Genomic DNA, 14,049 nt, shown 5'->3' with positions numbered 1-14,049 from the left:
CTTTCAATGAGGCATCCCTACCGGCCCGTCAGCAGGCTGCTTGTTCGGGCGCGGCAAATGTACATGAGCCATCATTTAGACACTACAAAAATGTCAAATTGATGGCGTCAATTTATCAAGGCTCACTCCCACAAGGACCCGGTGTTTAGTGCGGTGGATAGTTGGCGAGGATTCGCCCCACGGTTTCGCGTATCGCAGTGCTGCGATCCGACGGATTCGTGGTGCGGCTGAGCATTTGCTCATCGCTGCCACGCCACACCAGTTTGCCGTCCTTGCCATCAAGCAGGTCGATCTGGATGGTCGCCACTTTATAGGTCACGTTGCGGGTTTCGTTGTACATCGGCCCGCCCCAGTAGCCGTTCCAGGGATTACCCCAACCGCCGCCATAGTTGGTGGTCACCTGTTGCTGGCGTTCTTCAACGATCAGGTAGGTCTGGACGTTCAAATTACCCTTGCTGCCGGCGGCGGCCGGGCGCAGGCCACGCTGATCCAGCTGATCGGCCACCGATTGGCGGATGCGCTGTTCGGTCAGGTCGCTCTTGATCCGAGGGTCATCGGGGCGATATTGCAGGGCGGGCTCTTTCCAGGTCCAGCTGCGATAGGCGGCGAAGTCGCGGCTGGCATCGAAGTCATTATTGACCTGATTGGCGGCGCAGGCACTGAGCAGCGCGGCCACAGCCAGTAAAGCGAAACGGCGGATCATGATGGTTCTCCGGTTGAAGACATGAACCTGTGAAAGGCATCCAGACGACAGAAGCTAACTGGGAGGATACGCCGACATGGCCTTTTCTACAGCGTCCCTTATCGCGTCGGCACGCTCACTCTGGCTGCCCCGATTGCCGGTTTCGGCGCTGGCGCTCCACACCGGCTGGCCTGTGCCCGCATCGAACAGGTCCACGCGCACCACTACGACCTGCTCCTGATACGTGCGCACGATCGGCACCGTGTTGTACATGCCGTAACCATTACCGTAACGGTTGTAGCCGCCATAACCACCGCCGTAATAACCGTAGTCGTCCCGAACCTGGCGCAAACGGGTTTCCAGGTGCAGATTGGCGCTGACAAACAGGTCCGCCGGGCGGTTGTTATCGTGCAACGGGCGCAAGCCGCGCTGATCGAGGGCGTTGCTGACCGCTTCGGCGACCTGGGCCGAGTCCGCCCAGGCGCTGCCCGGTGGCAGTTGACCGTTGAGCCAGGCCCAACTGCGGTAGCGCCCGTAGTCACGCGGCGGTGCCGGGTAGGCGCTGCGGTCGAAAGTGGTGGCCGCCTGAGGCGGTGCCGGCGGCAAGGGGTTGGAGGTCGCCACATAAGGGTTGCTGCCCTGGCAGGCCGCCAACCCGAGACAGATCACCAGTAACCCTGAACGACTTTTCATGTTGCGCTCCGATCAGACCGGCCGACAGATCCAGTGCAAATAGCGTCCAAGCCCGGCAAAACTTGGATGACGACGGTGGGCCAGCTCCATTTCGAGCAAGTCCACGAGTTCGGCGCGGGCCTGGAATTCCACCGGCATGTAGTCGTGGAAAACCCGCACCCCACTCTGGGTTTCGACCTGCCACAGGCCCTCAAGTTGCGCCGCCAATTCACGCGGATCAAGGGGCTGCTGCGGGGTCAGGCTCTGCTTCTCGCCGGCCATGTCGTTCTTGCGCATCTTGCGGAAATGACCTTTGAGCAAGTTTCGGTAGATCAGCGCGTCGCGGTTGTAGAAGGCCAGGGAGAGCCAGCCGTCCTGTTTGGTCAACTGATGCAGCACGGGCAGGATCGCGTGGGGTTCGGCCAGCCATTCCAGCACGGCGTGGCACAGCACCAGGTCGTAGGGTTCGGTGAGTTGACCTAGCAATTCCTGCCACGGTGCCTGAATGAACGTGGCGCTCTGCCCCGCGTCGGCGAAACGCTGGCGGGCGCCGTCGAGCATCGGTTCGGCGGGTTCGGCCAGCGTGACGTCATGCCCACGCTGGGCCAGCCACAACGACATGTGGCCCAGGCCCGCACCGATATCCAGCACGCGCAGCGGCCGGTCCGGCAGGGTTTCGGCCAGGTCGGCCTGAAGCACCGCCAGGCGGATCGCACCTTTGGCGCCGCCGTAGATTTTTTCGGCAAACCGGGTCGCCAGTTGATCGAAATGACGATCGCTCATCAGCTGAACCTCTTTTCGCTGTCCGCGAGTTTGTTGCGCACCACTTCATTCATGTCCAGCCCCAACTCGCTGCACAGCAGCAATAGATAGAGAACGATGTCACCGATTTCCTGCCCGGCGTGGGCCAGTTTGTCCGCCGGCAACTGGCGCGACTGGTCCTCGGTCAGCCACTGGAAAATCTCCACCAGCTCGGACATTTCCACGCTCGCGGCCATGGCCAGGTTTTTCGGGCTGTGAAATTGCCGCCAGTCATTGCGGTCACGGATGGCGTGCAGGCGTTCGGTCAGTTCAACAAGGTTCATCGGGCTCTCCTGAAGGCGTATAGCTTCGGGGGGATGGCCGAGGATGGCAAGTGGGCAGATTTAGTGTGGGAGCGACGGTGCGGCGATCCGACCTGCTCGCGATAGCGGATTGGAATTCAACATAGAAGTTGCCTGGTACACCGACTTCGCGAGCAGGCTCGCTCCCACAGCGGCTATGCAACCCTCTATGCTTGTGGGGAACTCGCCAGCGCAATCCATGGCCCAAGGCTCAAGTCCGGCAAGCACGCCACCACTTACATCAGGACGTTCACGACATGCAGGTAGAAAGTTTTTTTGAATGGCTCGGCCAGGCACTCGGTTCGGTCATCCGGTTTATCGTTGATGGTCTCAGCGGCTTGTTCAACCTGTTGAGCCATGCCGGCAGCAATTTTGTCGAAGGCTTGTCCCGTGCGTTGGGGATGGATACTTCGATCATCAGCATCATTGCGCTGATCCTGGGGTTGATGCTGCTGTGGTCGGCGATCCGGGCGTTCATGAATGCGTCGATCATCATGGGGATCATCTGGTTGGTGTTGGGCCTTTGGTTGCTGAGCTGGATCATCCACTGACATCACCCATCCCTGTGGGAGCGAGCTTGCTCGCGATAGCGTCGGCACATCCGGCATTACCTTGACTGACGCACCGCTATCGCGAGCAAGCTCGCTCCCACAATGGATCGCTGCAGATTCCGAATGTCTCGCTACAATGCCCGCTCCCCAAGGAGCCTGCATGTCCAACCTGATTGCCGACTGGCGCGACCGCCCTACCCATCGTCGGGTCTGGGCGCTGGCCGCGCCGATGATTCTTTCGAACATTTCCGTTCCGCTGGTGGCACTGGTCGACAGTACCGTCATCGGCCACCTGCCCCACGCCCATCAGTTGGGCGCCGTCGCGGTCGGGGCCAGCCTGTATACCTTTCTGGCCTGGGGCATGGGTTTTCTGCGCATGGGCACCACCGGTTTCGCCGCCCAGGCCGCCGGGCGCGGGGATGGCGCGGCGTTGCGGCAGATTTTGTTGCAGGGCTTGTTGCTGGCGATGGGGCTGGCCATTGTCCTGGGCGCATTGGGCGTTCCGTTGAGCGGCGTCGCGCTGCACTTCATGCAACCCTCGACCGAGCTCGACCAACTCACCCGCGAGTTTTTCCACACACGGCTATTCGGCCTGCCGGCGGCGCTGGCCAGTTATGCGCTGGTCGGCTGGTTCCTGGGCACCCAAAACGCCCGGGCGCCACTGGCGATTCTGCTGAGCACCAACCTGGTGAACATCGCGCTGAACCTGTGGTTCGTGCTCGGGCTGGACTGGGGCGTGGTCGGTGCGGCCCGGGCGTCGGTGATCGCGGAATGGATCGGTGCGTTGATCGGCCTGCTGATGACTCGCAAAGCCCTGCGTGCCTATCCCGGCCACATCGCCTGGGCCGCACTGGCGCTGTGGCAGAGCTGGCGGCCATTGCTGGCCGTCAACCGCGACATTTTCATCCGCAGCCTGGCGCTGCAATCGGTGTTTTTCCTGATCACCGTACAGGGCGCGCGACTCGGTGATGCCACCGTCGCGGCCAACGCACTGCTGCTCAACGGCTTGCTGCTGACCGCCCACGCGCTGGATGGCTTGGCCCATGCCGTGGAAGCCCTGTGCGGGCACGCCATTGGTGCTCGCGATCGAGAGGCGCTGCGTCGCTCATTGGTGGTCGCCTGCGGCTGGTCGTTGCTGGCGAGCCTGGGTTTTGCCGTGCTGTTCGCCTTCGCCGGGCATTTGTTCATCGAGATGCAGACCGACATTCAGAGCGTGCGCGACACCGCGTTTATCTACCTGCCCTACCTGGCCGCCCTGCCGCTGATTGCCGTGTGGAGTTACCTGCTCGACGGGCTGTTCATCGGCGCCACGCGGGCCCGGGAAATGCGCAACGGCATGCTGCTGACGGTGGTTTTGCTGCTGCCGTTCGCCTGGGCACTGCAAGGTTTGGGCAACCATGGGCTGTGGATAACGTTCCTGTTGTTCATGGCGTTGCGTAGCCTGACCCTCGGCGCGTTTGCCTGGTACTTGCGCAAGAACGACGGCTGGTTTGCGGGCAAAGCTCACTGAGTCGGCGTGGCTCTGATGAAGGCGGTGACCGCATCCAGCACCGGCGCCAAACCCCGCATGGGCCGAGACAGCGTCGCCACCAGCGTGGCGTGGCCGGTACGGGCAAAATAGAAGTCCTGAACCGGCACTCCGGCCTGGCGTAATTTGCGCGCCAGGCCACCGGTGTTGCGCGTCGGGTTGACCACCTCATCGTCGCGCGAAGCCATCAACAAGGCGGGCGGCGCGCCTCGACTGACGTGGTTGATAGGCTGCGACTGGGGCGGTGAATCAGGCCAGAAGAATACCGGCCGCACATCCGGATTCTGGATAGGCAGAAAATCATAAGGCCCGGCCAGACCGATCCAGCCGCTCAGATCGTGCGGCGACATCCCCACCGCTCTCAGCAAACCGGGGTCCAGCGCCAGCATGGCGACGTTATAAGCCCCGGAGCTGTGACCCATCAGGTACAGCCGCTGCGGGTTACCGGAAAATTGCCGAATGTGTTCGTGAGTCCACGCCACGGCTTTGGCGCCATCCTCTAGGAACAATGGATAGCGCACCTGTGGGTACAGCCGATAGTCCGCCAGCACCGCAACAACCCCTCGCGACGCCAGAGCCTCGCCGACAAAACCGTAATCACTGCGTGAACCGCTGTTCCAGCTGCCGCCGTAGAAAAACACCACCACCGGGGCGCTCTCTACAGAATGACGAGGCACATACACATCGAGTTTCTGCCGCGGATCATCGCCATAGGCAATCCCCTCGGTCTTGTCGAACGTGCTCTCGGGGGTCAGGGCATTGAGCATCTTCAACGGTGAACACGCCGTCATCATGGCCAGCACAAAAACGCCCATGACCAGGCCGAACAGCCATCGGATTTTACTCGCCATCAATGTCGAACCTCGTGTTCAGGGTTGATCGTTCTGCCACAGGTTGCGCAGGCTATCGAGACGCTCCTGCTGGGTTGCTCCCGGCAATGGCTGCACGGGCGTAGCCCTTGGGTACTGCAAGCGTAGCCATAACCAGCCATCGAGCACCGGGCGTTCGCTGAAACCCAGCGCCAGCCCTTCCTGCACGAGGGCCCACAGACTGTTGTAGTCAGTCCCGGTGGACCGGCTCCAATGCCAGACGTGCTGTTCAAGCAGGCAGGTTTGCAAGATGTCACGCTGACGAGGCGACAGGTTTTCTTCGATGGCCAACGGACTGACGGCAAGCCCCGGATTGAACAGCTGCTGCCAGCCCTGACTGCCGATTGCCCGGTCGGCCCAGGTTCCGCCGAACCAGCGCAACTGACTGATCGGCCCCAGCCAACGACTCAGCTCCAGTGCATCGCAGGCATCAAAAAAGTAACTGGCGGTGTGGGGGTTGTAGTAACTCAATAAAGCACGGTGATGCAGGCCAAAGGTGACGGTCAGCATGCGACGCAAATGCTCGAGCAACTGCGACGGCGAAGCCGCACTGACCAGTAACAAACCACTCCAGATGTGCGGTTCGCGCAGGCACAGTTCGGCCAGCGCCGGGCAGCCCTTGAGGTCGACCAACACCGGACCGTGCTCGCGTAACGGCTGCAACTCGGTGTTATCGAACAGCCAGAACCGTCGAGCCTGCGCAAACTGCTGGATCAGCCTCGCGCCAGCCCGGGGCGTCCCCGGTACGTCGAGCAACAACCATTGCGCGATTGAGTCGGGCGCCTGGGCGACGATCATGCCGCACCGCTCTGGCCAAGCCTTGTCGCGGCCCGGCAGGTGCAAAAGGCTTGCGCGCAATGGCTGAAACTACCCCCGCCAGGCAACAGACACAGCAGCACGATCGGTTCGCTCGATTGCAACAAACGCAGTAATCCGTCGCCAGCAGTGTCGGCATCTGTTGTCGCGGTTGCTGGACGTTCGGGCAAGCCTGACGCTTGCGGGAAAGAAGGGCCGGGAAGAAACCCGGTGATTAACGGTTGATCCGGATCCCCTTCGATATAGCTCACCAGCACCTGCGCGCCTTCGCTCAACGGCATGGCATGCGCGCCGCCCAACTCCGGCGCCAATGGCAGCCAGCAGTGGCTGGGCGCAGCGCCTTCGCCCTGATAGACCCAGTCAAATTGCACGGCAACCGGCCTGGATGAATCGGGTTGCGGCTCATCGACATCGACCACCCACGCCCGCTGCAGGCTGTGCATCCGGGGGGTCATGACCGAATGAGGCGCCGCGAGCGGTAACGCCCCGGCAACAGCGCGGATCTGGTTGCCATAAGCAACCCCCGGCGTTTGCCCGCCCTGATGCTCGACATGGATCAGTAGCCAGAGACGGTTCCAGTCCGTAACCGGATGGCCGGACAGTAGAACCCTCTGGCCGCTGCGCAACGTGGCCAGGTTCGTCTGACCTTCGCCAGTCTGCGTGTTGCATTGAACCTTGAACTGCCGCACGCCAGGCTGTTCGGTGTCGGGCTCAAAGACCATCTCGGCGTCCCGCTGAAAGGGCCCCGGCCCGTCACCAAAGACCAGACAGTGCCAGCGCTGGTGATGCTCGAAGTGGTAATGAAGCCGTTCCTGGGCACATAGGCGCTGGAGGAACTGCAGATCCGATTCCCGGTACTGCGTACAGAAATCACGCGGCGGGTAATTGCCGCTCAAGTCAAAGCGTCGATTCTTCCCGGTAATGCCATGCTCTTTGAGCACCTGGGCGAGGATCTCGGGTACGGAACGGTTGCTGAAGATGCGCTGGCTGAAACGCTGGGCCAGGCAAGCCAGTTTCGGCTTCAGACGCACACGACAAAGCCTGGGCGCAGCACCATGACCCGCCTGGACGAGCTCATGCAACTGCCCGTGAAAACCGGCCCCCGGCGGCCCGAAACGCAAAAAGGCCGGACGGTAAAGCAGGCTTGCCAGGTCCAGTGTCGGGTCTTTGATCAGCAGATCCACGTCAAACACAAAAGGTTCGCTGATCGCTTCACTGCCGGTGAAGGCCAAGACCTCAACGGGGTCGGGCAGACCCTCTACATCCAGACGAAATGACGGCTCGTTGACTGGATCGAACATCGGCGATTCTCTACAGGAGGGGCGGCCGGGGATTCTCTCCGAGAGAGTTGGCCGAGTAGAGAGCCGAAGTACAACTTAGGAAATGACCTACGCGAAAAGAGGACCACATCGCTTGGATAGCGGGCATGTGGGTCATTTCGCGTGAAATCAGGGAGGTGTCCCACCAGGTCATCTGAAATTTCCGCAGCACGCGGAACATTTTCCGACAACCTGATGAGACCTGTGCCTTACCTCAAGAAGACAGGTAAGACGAACGGGTCAGGCCCAGGCGGAGCGCGTCGAGGAACTGGGTGCGCTCGGCGGCAGTGATGCGCGCACTCGCGCACTTGTCGCGGTAGTGGGTCATCAGTTCTTCTGGCGACAAGTGCACGTAACGCAACATGTCTTCGATGGTGTCGTGGGTTTCGATACCCGCGTGGTACACGCTGCCGTCGGCGTTCTGGTAGATGTTCACCGAATCGGTGTCACCAAACAGGTTGTGCATGTCGCCGAGAATTTCCTGGTAGGCACCGACCAGGAAGATGCCCAGCAGGTAGTCCTCGCCTTCGTTCAAACCGTGAACCGGCAAGCTGGTTTCGATGCTCTGCTCGTCGACGTATTGCTTGATCTTGCCGTCGGAGTCGCAGGTCAGATCTTGCAGCACGGCGCGGCGCAGCGGCTCTTCGTCGAGACGGTGCAGCGGCAGAATCGGCAGGACCTGGCCGATGGCCCAAGTGTCCGGCAGGCTCTGGAACACCGAGAAGTTGCAGATGTACTTGTCGGCCAGCTTGTCGTTGAGTTCGTCGAGCACTTGGCGATGCGAACGCTGACGCGCCTTCAACGAGTTGTGCAGGCGACGGCACACTGCGAAGTAGCATTGCTCGGCCAGGGCTTTTTCCGCCAGGGTCAGCTTGCCATCGGCGTACTGGGTGGCGACGTCGCTCATGTAGTGCGTGGCACGCCAGTAGGTTTCGGTGACCATCTCGATGTCGGTCGGGCCCAGCAGGTCAACCAGCCACTGCACGGTTTCCGGCAGCTCTTCCTTGTTCTCGATCTTCGGCACGTCGTCGTTATGCTTCTCGACGTCGGTCACCTGCACCACCAGCATGGCATGGTGAGCGGTCAGCGAACGGCCGCTTTCGGAGAAGATGTTCGGGTGCGGCAGGCTCTGCGCGTCGCAGAATTCCTTGAGCATCCCGACCACGACACCGGCGTAGTCGTCCATGTCGTAGTTGATCGAACTGGCGTTGCGCGAGTGCGTACCGTCGTAGTCGACGCCCAGACCACCACCGACGTCGATGTGGTCAACCGGCAAGCCGAGGTTGCGCAGTTCACCGTAGTAACGAATCGCTTCCTTGAAACCGTGCTGGTAATCCGCCAGGTTGGCGATCTGCGAGCCCATGTGGAAGTGCAGCAAGCGAATGCCCTGATCCAGGCCCGCCGCGCGGAAACGCTCGACCACCGACAGCAGCTGCGCCGCCGACAGGCCGAACTTGGATTTCTCGCCGCCGGTGTCCGCCCACTTCGACGAAGCCAGGGACGACAGACGCACGCGCAGGCCAACCTGAGGCTTGACCTTCAGCGAGGCGGCTTCTTCGATCACCAGCTCAACTTCGGATTCTTTCTCGATCACGATGAACACGTTGTGGCCAAGCTTCTGACCCATCAGCGCCAGACGGATGAACTCGCGGTCCTTGTAACCGTTGCAAACGATGGTGCCGCCCTTCGGTGCCAGGGCCAATACGGCCAGCAACTCAGGCTTGGAGCCGGCTTCCAGGCCGATGGAAACGTCCTGGGTGGCGATGATGTTTTCGATCACTGCTTCTTGCTGGTTCACCTTGATCGGGTACAGAGCGGTGTATTTGCTCTGGTATTCCAGGCGCTCGATGTTGGCATCGAAGGCGCCGGTCAGCTGACGCACGCGGTCTTGCAGGATGTCAGGAAAACGTACCAGCAACGGCAAGGACAGGCCGCTTTTGCGCAGCTGGTCGACTTGCTCGAAGAGGTCGATAGGCGAACTGGTCGGACCGTTCGGACGAACTTCGACGCGACCGGCGTCATTGATCGCGAAGTACCCGGCCCCCCAATGGCGAATCCCGTAAACACTGCGGCTGTCCGCAACTGTCCATTGGCTGCCATCGTCTTTGCGTGTGCGTCGTACGGACATTGAAGTCCCCTATAAAGAAGTCATAGAGCGTCGCCTGGGTTCAGGCCGGCGCAGTCTAAAGAATGAAAATGACGATTAGCCTGCATGCAAGGGCCATAGACCTCACATTCAGCGCTGAGTTTAGAAACCGGTCAGAACAGGCTCTGTGAAAACCATGTAGACGACGCCTGGCCAGAGTTGAATCGGGACTGGATCAAGCCGAGGGTGGTTTTCACAGAGGCTGCTAGCCGCCGGACTTCTTCGCTTTGAAACCCAGCTTGATCAGTTCAGCCAAGAGTAGCTCGACATGATCGCCCTGGATTTCGATGATTCCGTCTTTCAACGCTCCCCCGGTCCCACAACGTTTCTTCAACGTCGTGGCCAGGTCCTTGAGCGCTTCTTCCGCCAACGGCACGCCGGTGATGGTGGTCACCGTCTTGCCGCCACGGCCCTTGCTTTCGCGACGCACGCGAGCGATGCCGTCGCCGGCCGGGATAACGGTCTGTTTGCAGATGCAGGCGTCCACCGGTTTACTGCAATCGGGGCAATGACGACCTGCGTCGGTGGAAAATACCAGGCCACCAAGGGCGGCGAAGGATGCGGCTTTTTTGGCCACCGGCAATCCTCTTGGGAGGACAAAGACTGGTCGCGGCACTTGGGCAAGTGCCATCGACCGCGAAGCCCCACTCAGGCAGGGGCAGCGCTACTGAGCCAGGCAACGCTGGTTCAGCTTGAAAAGGTCGCGCAGTGTAACGGCAAAAAGCCGACTTGCTAAGAGCCAATCGGCGCCAATTTACAGCTCTTTTGCGACGTCCTCGCCACGGGCGCGCAGATAGCGCTTCAACGCGGCCAGAGAGTCCGGGCAATAAGGCTTTTGCTGGATTTCCAGCAGGACCTGATCGATGGGAAGAAAGCGCGCTTCCAGCACCTCCTCCGGTTGCAGGATCAACGGGCCGTCCCACACCGCCGAAAACGCCGAACACCAGAGGCGATTGCCGGTGTCCTCGAAGAAGAAGTGATCGTGGGCGGTCAACTCCACGCCGCTCACGCCCAGCTCTTCTTCCAGTTCACGTGCAGCCGATTCGGCATACGTTTCGGTGGCGAGCACCATGCCGCCTGCCGCCACGTCCCAGTAACCGGGGTAAATGGCTTTGCTCAGGGTTCGACGGTGAACGCACAGTTCACCGGCCGAATTGAACAGCATGATGTAGGTCCCGCGCCCGATCAGCCCGCGTTCGCGCAGGTCGGAACGGACCAGGGCGCCGAGCAGATTGTCCTGCTCGTCGACCCAGGCGATCTGTTCGGCATCCGAGGCAGCGCGATGGGCGGCCTCTTTGGCGTTATCGACCATGACTCAGCCTTGATTGAGCAATTGACGCAGATCGATCACTGCGGCGTTGGCCCGGGAGATGTAATTGGCCATGACCAACGAGTGGTTGGCCAGCACACCAAAGCCGCTGCCGTTGAGGATCATCGGGCTCCAGACCGGTTCTTGCGAGGCTTCCAGCTCACGAATGATCTGACGCACGCTGACCGTGGCGTTCTTCTTGGCCAGCACATCGGCGAAGTCGACTTCGATGGCGCGCAGCAAGTGCGACAGCGCCCATGCCTGGCCGCGGGCTTCGTAGAACACGTTGTCGATCTGCATCCACGGGGTTTCGACGATTTCTTCATCGACCTGCGGCACCTGACCCGGGGCCAGGACTTCGGTTTTCAGAGCAGTGTTGAGCTTGACCCGGCCCACGCTGGCCGACAGCCGTTGCGACAGCGAACCCAAACGGGTACCGACATCGCCCAGCCAATTATTCAGGTTGTCGGCGCGAGCATAGAACAGCGCACTTTTCTGACTTGGGTCGGACAGTCGCGCCTGGTAACGGCTCAGGGAATTGATGCCTTCCTGGTACTCGGACTCACTGGAGGGCAGCACCCAGCTCTTGTTGTCGAAGTTGAAACGCGGCTCGGCCTTGGCCAGGTCGGCGTCTTCGGTGGACTGCGACTGAGAACGCGCGAAGTCTTTACGCAGTGCTCGACTCAGGTCGCGGACCTGGACCAGCACGCCGTATTCCCAGCTCGGCGTGTTGTCCATCCACAGGCCCGGCGGGAAACGGTCGTTGGAAATATAGCCACCCGGCTTGCTCAGCAACGTACCGGCGACAGTCTTGAGGGTTTCCACCGTGGTGTACCCGATGACCATCTGCTTGCCTTCTTTCTCGGCCGCCAATTGCGCATTCTGTTGAACCGGGAACAGCGCAGGCTCCTGGCTCCAATACCAGCCCAGCCCGATCGCCACCAGCAGGTAAAGGCCAATCAGCGTGGCCAGCGCCCGGCTGAACAACAGGCCGCCGACGTAACTGCGGGTGGCCGATTTCGGTTCAGCGGCACGTTCAGGCGCGCTGCCCGCGCGATTCTTCCAGTCCAGCATGGCGATATCCTTTCAATCACTTGAGTTCATCGGTTCGACCACAACCCTACGCCATCGTGCCTCGTTTGCCGCGCATTAAATCCGGCGGGAAACAGCGGGACTTACAATGACCGCGATCAGGGGCCACTATAAATGAAGCGCAGCGGCGAGCCTATGCGACCAACCAGTCAGAAACTGAATGAGGCCGCTTTGCAGATTATTGACACACGACGCTCATGGGATTGAAAAGAGGTGCTAGCATAGAGCCACCAGTCGATCTCAGCATGCACCCTAACTAGTAGTCAGGATATGACCGAGCCAGAAGACCCCAGCCGTGAGCGCCTCAAGCACCACTTTGCCCAGCGGGTAATTCATCAGGCACGTCAGATTCTTGAGATATGGCAGCGCCTGCAACGCAGCGAGTGGTCCACCACAGATTTATCGGAACTGAGCGAGGCCAACCTGCGCCTGCTGCGGTTTGCCGAACGTTTCGAGCAGCCGGAACACACGCAACTGGCGCGCCACATCGGCCAGTCGCTGGAGGCTGTCGACGCCAATCGCGGACGCCTGAGCAGCGGCCTGATCACCGACCTCAATCGCTTGATGCAGCGCCTGTCGCGTACCGGCCTGCGCCACGGCGACCAGCTCGAACAAACCTTCCTGCCGCCGTTGCGCAAGCCGATCTACGTGATGTTGCAGGATCACGACCGCGCCGAGCGCCTGGCCAAGCAACTGGAATTTTTCGGGCTCAGCGCCCAATCCCTGGACAGCGTTGCGGCGTTTCGCTCCTCGATGATCGAGCGCTTGCCCGCAGCGATCGTCATGGACGTGGACTTCAGTGGGACCGGCATCGGCCTGAAACTGGCCGCCGAAGCCCAGGTCGGACTGGACGAGCCTTTACCGCTGCTGTTCTTCAGCTTGCTCGAAACCGACACCCCGACCCGCCTCGCCGCCGTGCGCGCCGGTGGCCAGGAATTTCTCACCGGCACCCTCGAAGCCTCGAGCCTGCTGGAGAAGATCGAAGTCCTGACCTGTGTCGCCCAGTACGAACCTTATAAAGTGCTGATCATCGACGACTCCCGCGCCCAGGCCTTGCACACCGAGCGCCTGTTGAACAGCGCCGGGATCGTCACGCGCACCTTGATCGACCCGATTCAGGCCATGGCCGAACTGGCGGACTTTCAGCCGGACCTGATCATCCTCGACATGTACATGCCGACCTGCACCGGCACGGAGCTGGCCAAGGTGATCCGGCACAACGACCGCTACGTCAGCGTACCGATCATTTACTTGTCGGCCGAAGACGATCTGGACAAGCAACTCGACGCCATGAGTGAAGGCGGCGACGACTTCCTGACCAAGCCGATCAAGCCGCGGCACCTGATTACCACCGTGCGCAACCGCGCAGCGCGGGCACGCAATCTGAAAGCGCGGATGGTCCGCGACAGCCTGACCGGTTTGTACAACCACACCCACATCCTGCAATTGCTCGAAGACTGCAGCTTCCGCGCCCGCCGCGAGAGCAAGCCGTTGAGTTTTGCGATGCTCGACATCGACCACTTCAAACGGGTCAACGACAGCCACGGCCATCCCATGGGTGATCGGGTCATCAAGAGTCTGGCGCTGTTTCTCAAGCAGCGGTTGCGCAAAACCGACTTCATCGGCCGCTACGGTGGCGAGGAATTCGCCATTGTCATGCCGGACACCGATCTCGAATCGGCCCACAGAGTGCTCGATGAGATCCGTCAGCGGTTTGCCGAAATCCACTACCCGGCCCAGCCCCAGGATTTGTGGTGCACGTTCAGCGCCGGGGTGGTGGAACTGTGCGAACACTCCGACAGCCTGATGATGGCCAGCCAGGCGGACGAAGCGCTGTACCGCGCCAAGGACGGTGGACGTAACCGCGTGCAGGCTGCGCGGACGTCAAAGCAAAGTGCCACTTTTTCATCGGAATGGACCCATTCGGTCATAACCCTGTAACAGAAACGCAATAACTTCAGG

The 14,049-nt window shown here is 60.9% G+C and carries 14 protein-coding genes; 3 read left to right on the top strand and 11 right to left on the bottom strand.

What is annotated here, in order from left to right; genetic code table 11:
• Positions 1-145: 145 nt before the first annotated feature.
• From ACA075_RS03180 to ACA075_RS03165, 4 genes are read right to left on the bottom strand one after another with little or no spacing between them, the layout of a single operon-like run.
• Complete coding sequence (locus ACA075_RS03180) at positions 146-703, bottom strand: DUF4136 domain-containing protein (RefSeq protein WP_497297255.1); 558 nt, start codon at positions 701-703, stop codon at positions 146-148.
• Positions 704-757: 54 nt separating this feature from the next.
• Positions 758-1,375, bottom strand: a complete 618-nt coding sequence (locus tag ACA075_RS03175) for a DUF4136 domain-containing protein (protein WP_497297254.1) — start codon at positions 1,373-1,375, stop codon at positions 758-760.
• Between the two features lie 12 nt (positions 1,376-1,387).
• A complete protein-coding gene (locus ACA075_RS03170; RefSeq protein WP_497297253.1) occupies positions 1,388-2,137 on the bottom strand; it encodes a methyltransferase domain-containing protein in 750 nt (249 codons plus the stop codon).
• Positions 2,137-2,439 (bottom strand): MazG-like family protein, encoded by a 303-nt coding sequence (locus ACA075_RS03165; protein WP_497297252.1) that lies wholly within the window; start codon positions 2,437-2,439, stop codon positions 2,137-2,139. Before ACA075_RS03165 ends, ACA075_RS03170 begins: the two co-directional genes overlap by 1 nt.
• A 275-nt stretch (positions 2,440-2,714) precedes the next feature.
• Between ACA075_RS03165 and ACA075_RS03160 the strand changes: the two genes are divergently transcribed.
• Positions 2,715-3,008, top strand: coding sequence for a hypothetical protein (locus ACA075_RS03160; RefSeq protein WP_010463857.1), 294 nt, complete (start codon positions 2,715-2,717; stop codon positions 3,006-3,008).
• 160 nt (positions 3,009-3,168) lie between these two features.
• Entirely contained in the window at positions 3,169-4,518 is a 1,350-nt protein-coding gene (locus tag ACA075_RS03155; protein ID WP_497297251.1) for an MATE family efflux transporter, read from the top strand.
• On the opposite strand, the gene ACA075_RS03150 is transcribed toward ACA075_RS03155, so the two are convergent.
• The 7 genes from ACA075_RS03150 to ACA075_RS03120 all read right to left on the bottom strand — a co-directional run bounded on the left by ACA075_RS03150 (position 4,512) and on the right by ACA075_RS03120 (position 12,069).
• A complete protein-coding gene (locus ACA075_RS03150; protein WP_497297250.1) occupies positions 4,512-5,387 on the bottom strand; it encodes an alpha/beta hydrolase in 876 nt (291 codons plus the stop codon). The two genes, ACA075_RS03155 and ACA075_RS03150, sit on opposite strands and share 7 nt — an antisense overlap.
• 18 nt (positions 5,388-5,405) lie before the next feature.
• Positions 5,406-6,203: a DUF4123 domain-containing protein gene (locus ACA075_RS03145; protein ID WP_497297249.1), complete on the bottom strand. Its 798-nt coding sequence runs from the start codon at positions 6,201-6,203 to the stop codon at positions 5,406-5,408.
• Positions 6,200-7,522: a type VI secretion system Vgr family protein gene (locus ACA075_RS03140; RefSeq protein WP_497297248.1), complete on the bottom strand. Its 1,323-nt coding sequence runs from the start codon at positions 7,520-7,522 to the stop codon at positions 6,200-6,202. The genes ACA075_RS03145 and ACA075_RS03140 overlap by 4 nt, the downstream gene beginning before the upstream one ends.
• 232 nt (positions 7,523-7,754) lie before the next feature.
• Positions 7,755-9,668 carry an arginine decarboxylase gene (speA, locus tag ACA075_RS03135; protein WP_497297247.1) on the bottom strand — a complete coding sequence of 638 codons (1,914 nt, stop codon included), beginning with the start codon at positions 9,666-9,668 and terminating at the stop codon, positions 7,755-7,757.
• A 223-nt stretch (positions 9,669-9,891) separates the two neighbouring features.
• On the bottom strand, positions 9,892-10,263 hold the full coding sequence (locus ACA075_RS03130; protein ID WP_010463867.1) for a translation initiation factor Sui1: 372 nt from the start codon (positions 10,261-10,263) through the stop codon (positions 9,892-9,894).
• Between the two features lie 177 nt (positions 10,264-10,440).
• The gene (locus ACA075_RS03125; RefSeq protein ID WP_497297246.1) at positions 10,441-10,998 is read right to left on the bottom strand and encodes an NUDIX hydrolase; all 558 of its coding nucleotides are present in this window, start codon (positions 10,996-10,998) and stop codon (positions 10,441-10,443) included.
• A 3-nt stretch (positions 10,999-11,001) separates the two neighbouring features.
• Positions 11,002-12,069, bottom strand: coding sequence for a DUF2333 family protein (locus ACA075_RS03120; protein ID WP_497297245.1), 1,068 nt, complete (start codon positions 12,067-12,069; stop codon positions 11,002-11,004).
• A gap of 288 nt (positions 12,070-12,357) precedes the next feature.
• Here ACA075_RS03120 and gcbA point away from each other — a divergent pair, with 288 nt between their 5' ends.
• A complete protein-coding gene (gene gcbA / locus ACA075_RS03115) occupies positions 12,358-14,028 on the top strand; it encodes a diguanylate cyclase GcbA (RefSeq protein WP_497297244.1) in 1,671 nt (556 codons plus the stop codon).
• Positions 14,029-14,049: the final 21 nt, after the last annotated feature.

This window comes from Pseudomonas sp. LBUM1663 (genome assembly GCF_059695905.1).
Note: the sequence above shows the minus strand (reverse complement) of the source record. Positions and strands in the feature narration are given on the sequence as shown.

Bases quoted from the DNA above. Each gene is read 5' to 3' on its own strand.
- ACA075_RS03155 (WP_497297251.1), top strand. From the start codon at position 3,169: ATGTCCAACCTGATTGCCGACTGGCGCGACCGCCCTACCCATCGTCGG.
- ACA075_RS03175 (WP_497297254.1), bottom strand. From the start codon at position 1,375: ATGAAAAGTCGTTCAGGGTTACTGGTGATCTGTCTCGGGTTGGCGGCC.
- ACA075_RS03170 (WP_497297253.1), bottom strand. From the start codon at position 2,137: ATGAGCGATCGTCATTTCGATCAACTGGCGACCCGGTTTGCCGAAAAA.
- ACA075_RS03180 (WP_497297255.1), bottom strand. From the start codon at position 703: ATGATCCGCCGTTTCGCTTTACTGGCTGTGGCCGCGCTGCTCAGTGCC.
- gcbA (WP_497297244.1), top strand. From the start codon at position 12,358: ATGACCGAGCCAGAAGACCCCAGCCGTGAGCGCCTCAAGCACCACTTT.
- ACA075_RS03160 (WP_010463857.1), top strand. From the start codon at position 2,715: ATGCAGGTAGAAAGTTTTTTTGAATGGCTCGGCCAGGCACTCGGTTCG.
- ACA075_RS03140 (WP_497297248.1), bottom strand. From the start codon at position 7,522: ATGTTCGATCCAGTCAACGAGCCGTCATTTCGTCTGGATGTAGAGGGT.
- ACA075_RS03125 (WP_497297246.1), bottom strand. From the start codon at position 10,998: ATGGTCGATAACGCCAAAGAGGCCGCCCATCGCGCTGCCTCGGATGCC.
- ACA075_RS03150 (WP_497297250.1), bottom strand. From the start codon at position 5,387: ATGGCGAGTAAAATCCGATGGCTGTTCGGCCTGGTCATGGGCGTTTTT.
- ACA075_RS03165 (WP_497297252.1), bottom strand. From the start codon at position 2,439: ATGAACCTTGTTGAACTGACCGAACGCCTGCACGCCATCCGTGACCGC.
- ACA075_RS03145 (WP_497297249.1), bottom strand. From the start codon at position 6,203: ATGATCGTCGCCCAGGCGCCCGACTCAATCGCGCAATGGTTGTTGCTC.
- speA (WP_497297247.1), bottom strand. From the start codon at position 9,668: ATGTCCGTACGACGCACACGCAAAGACGATGGCAGCCAATGGACAGTT.
- ACA075_RS03120 (WP_497297245.1), bottom strand. From the start codon at position 12,069: ATGCTGGACTGGAAGAATCGCGCGGGCAGCGCGCCTGAACGTGCCGCT.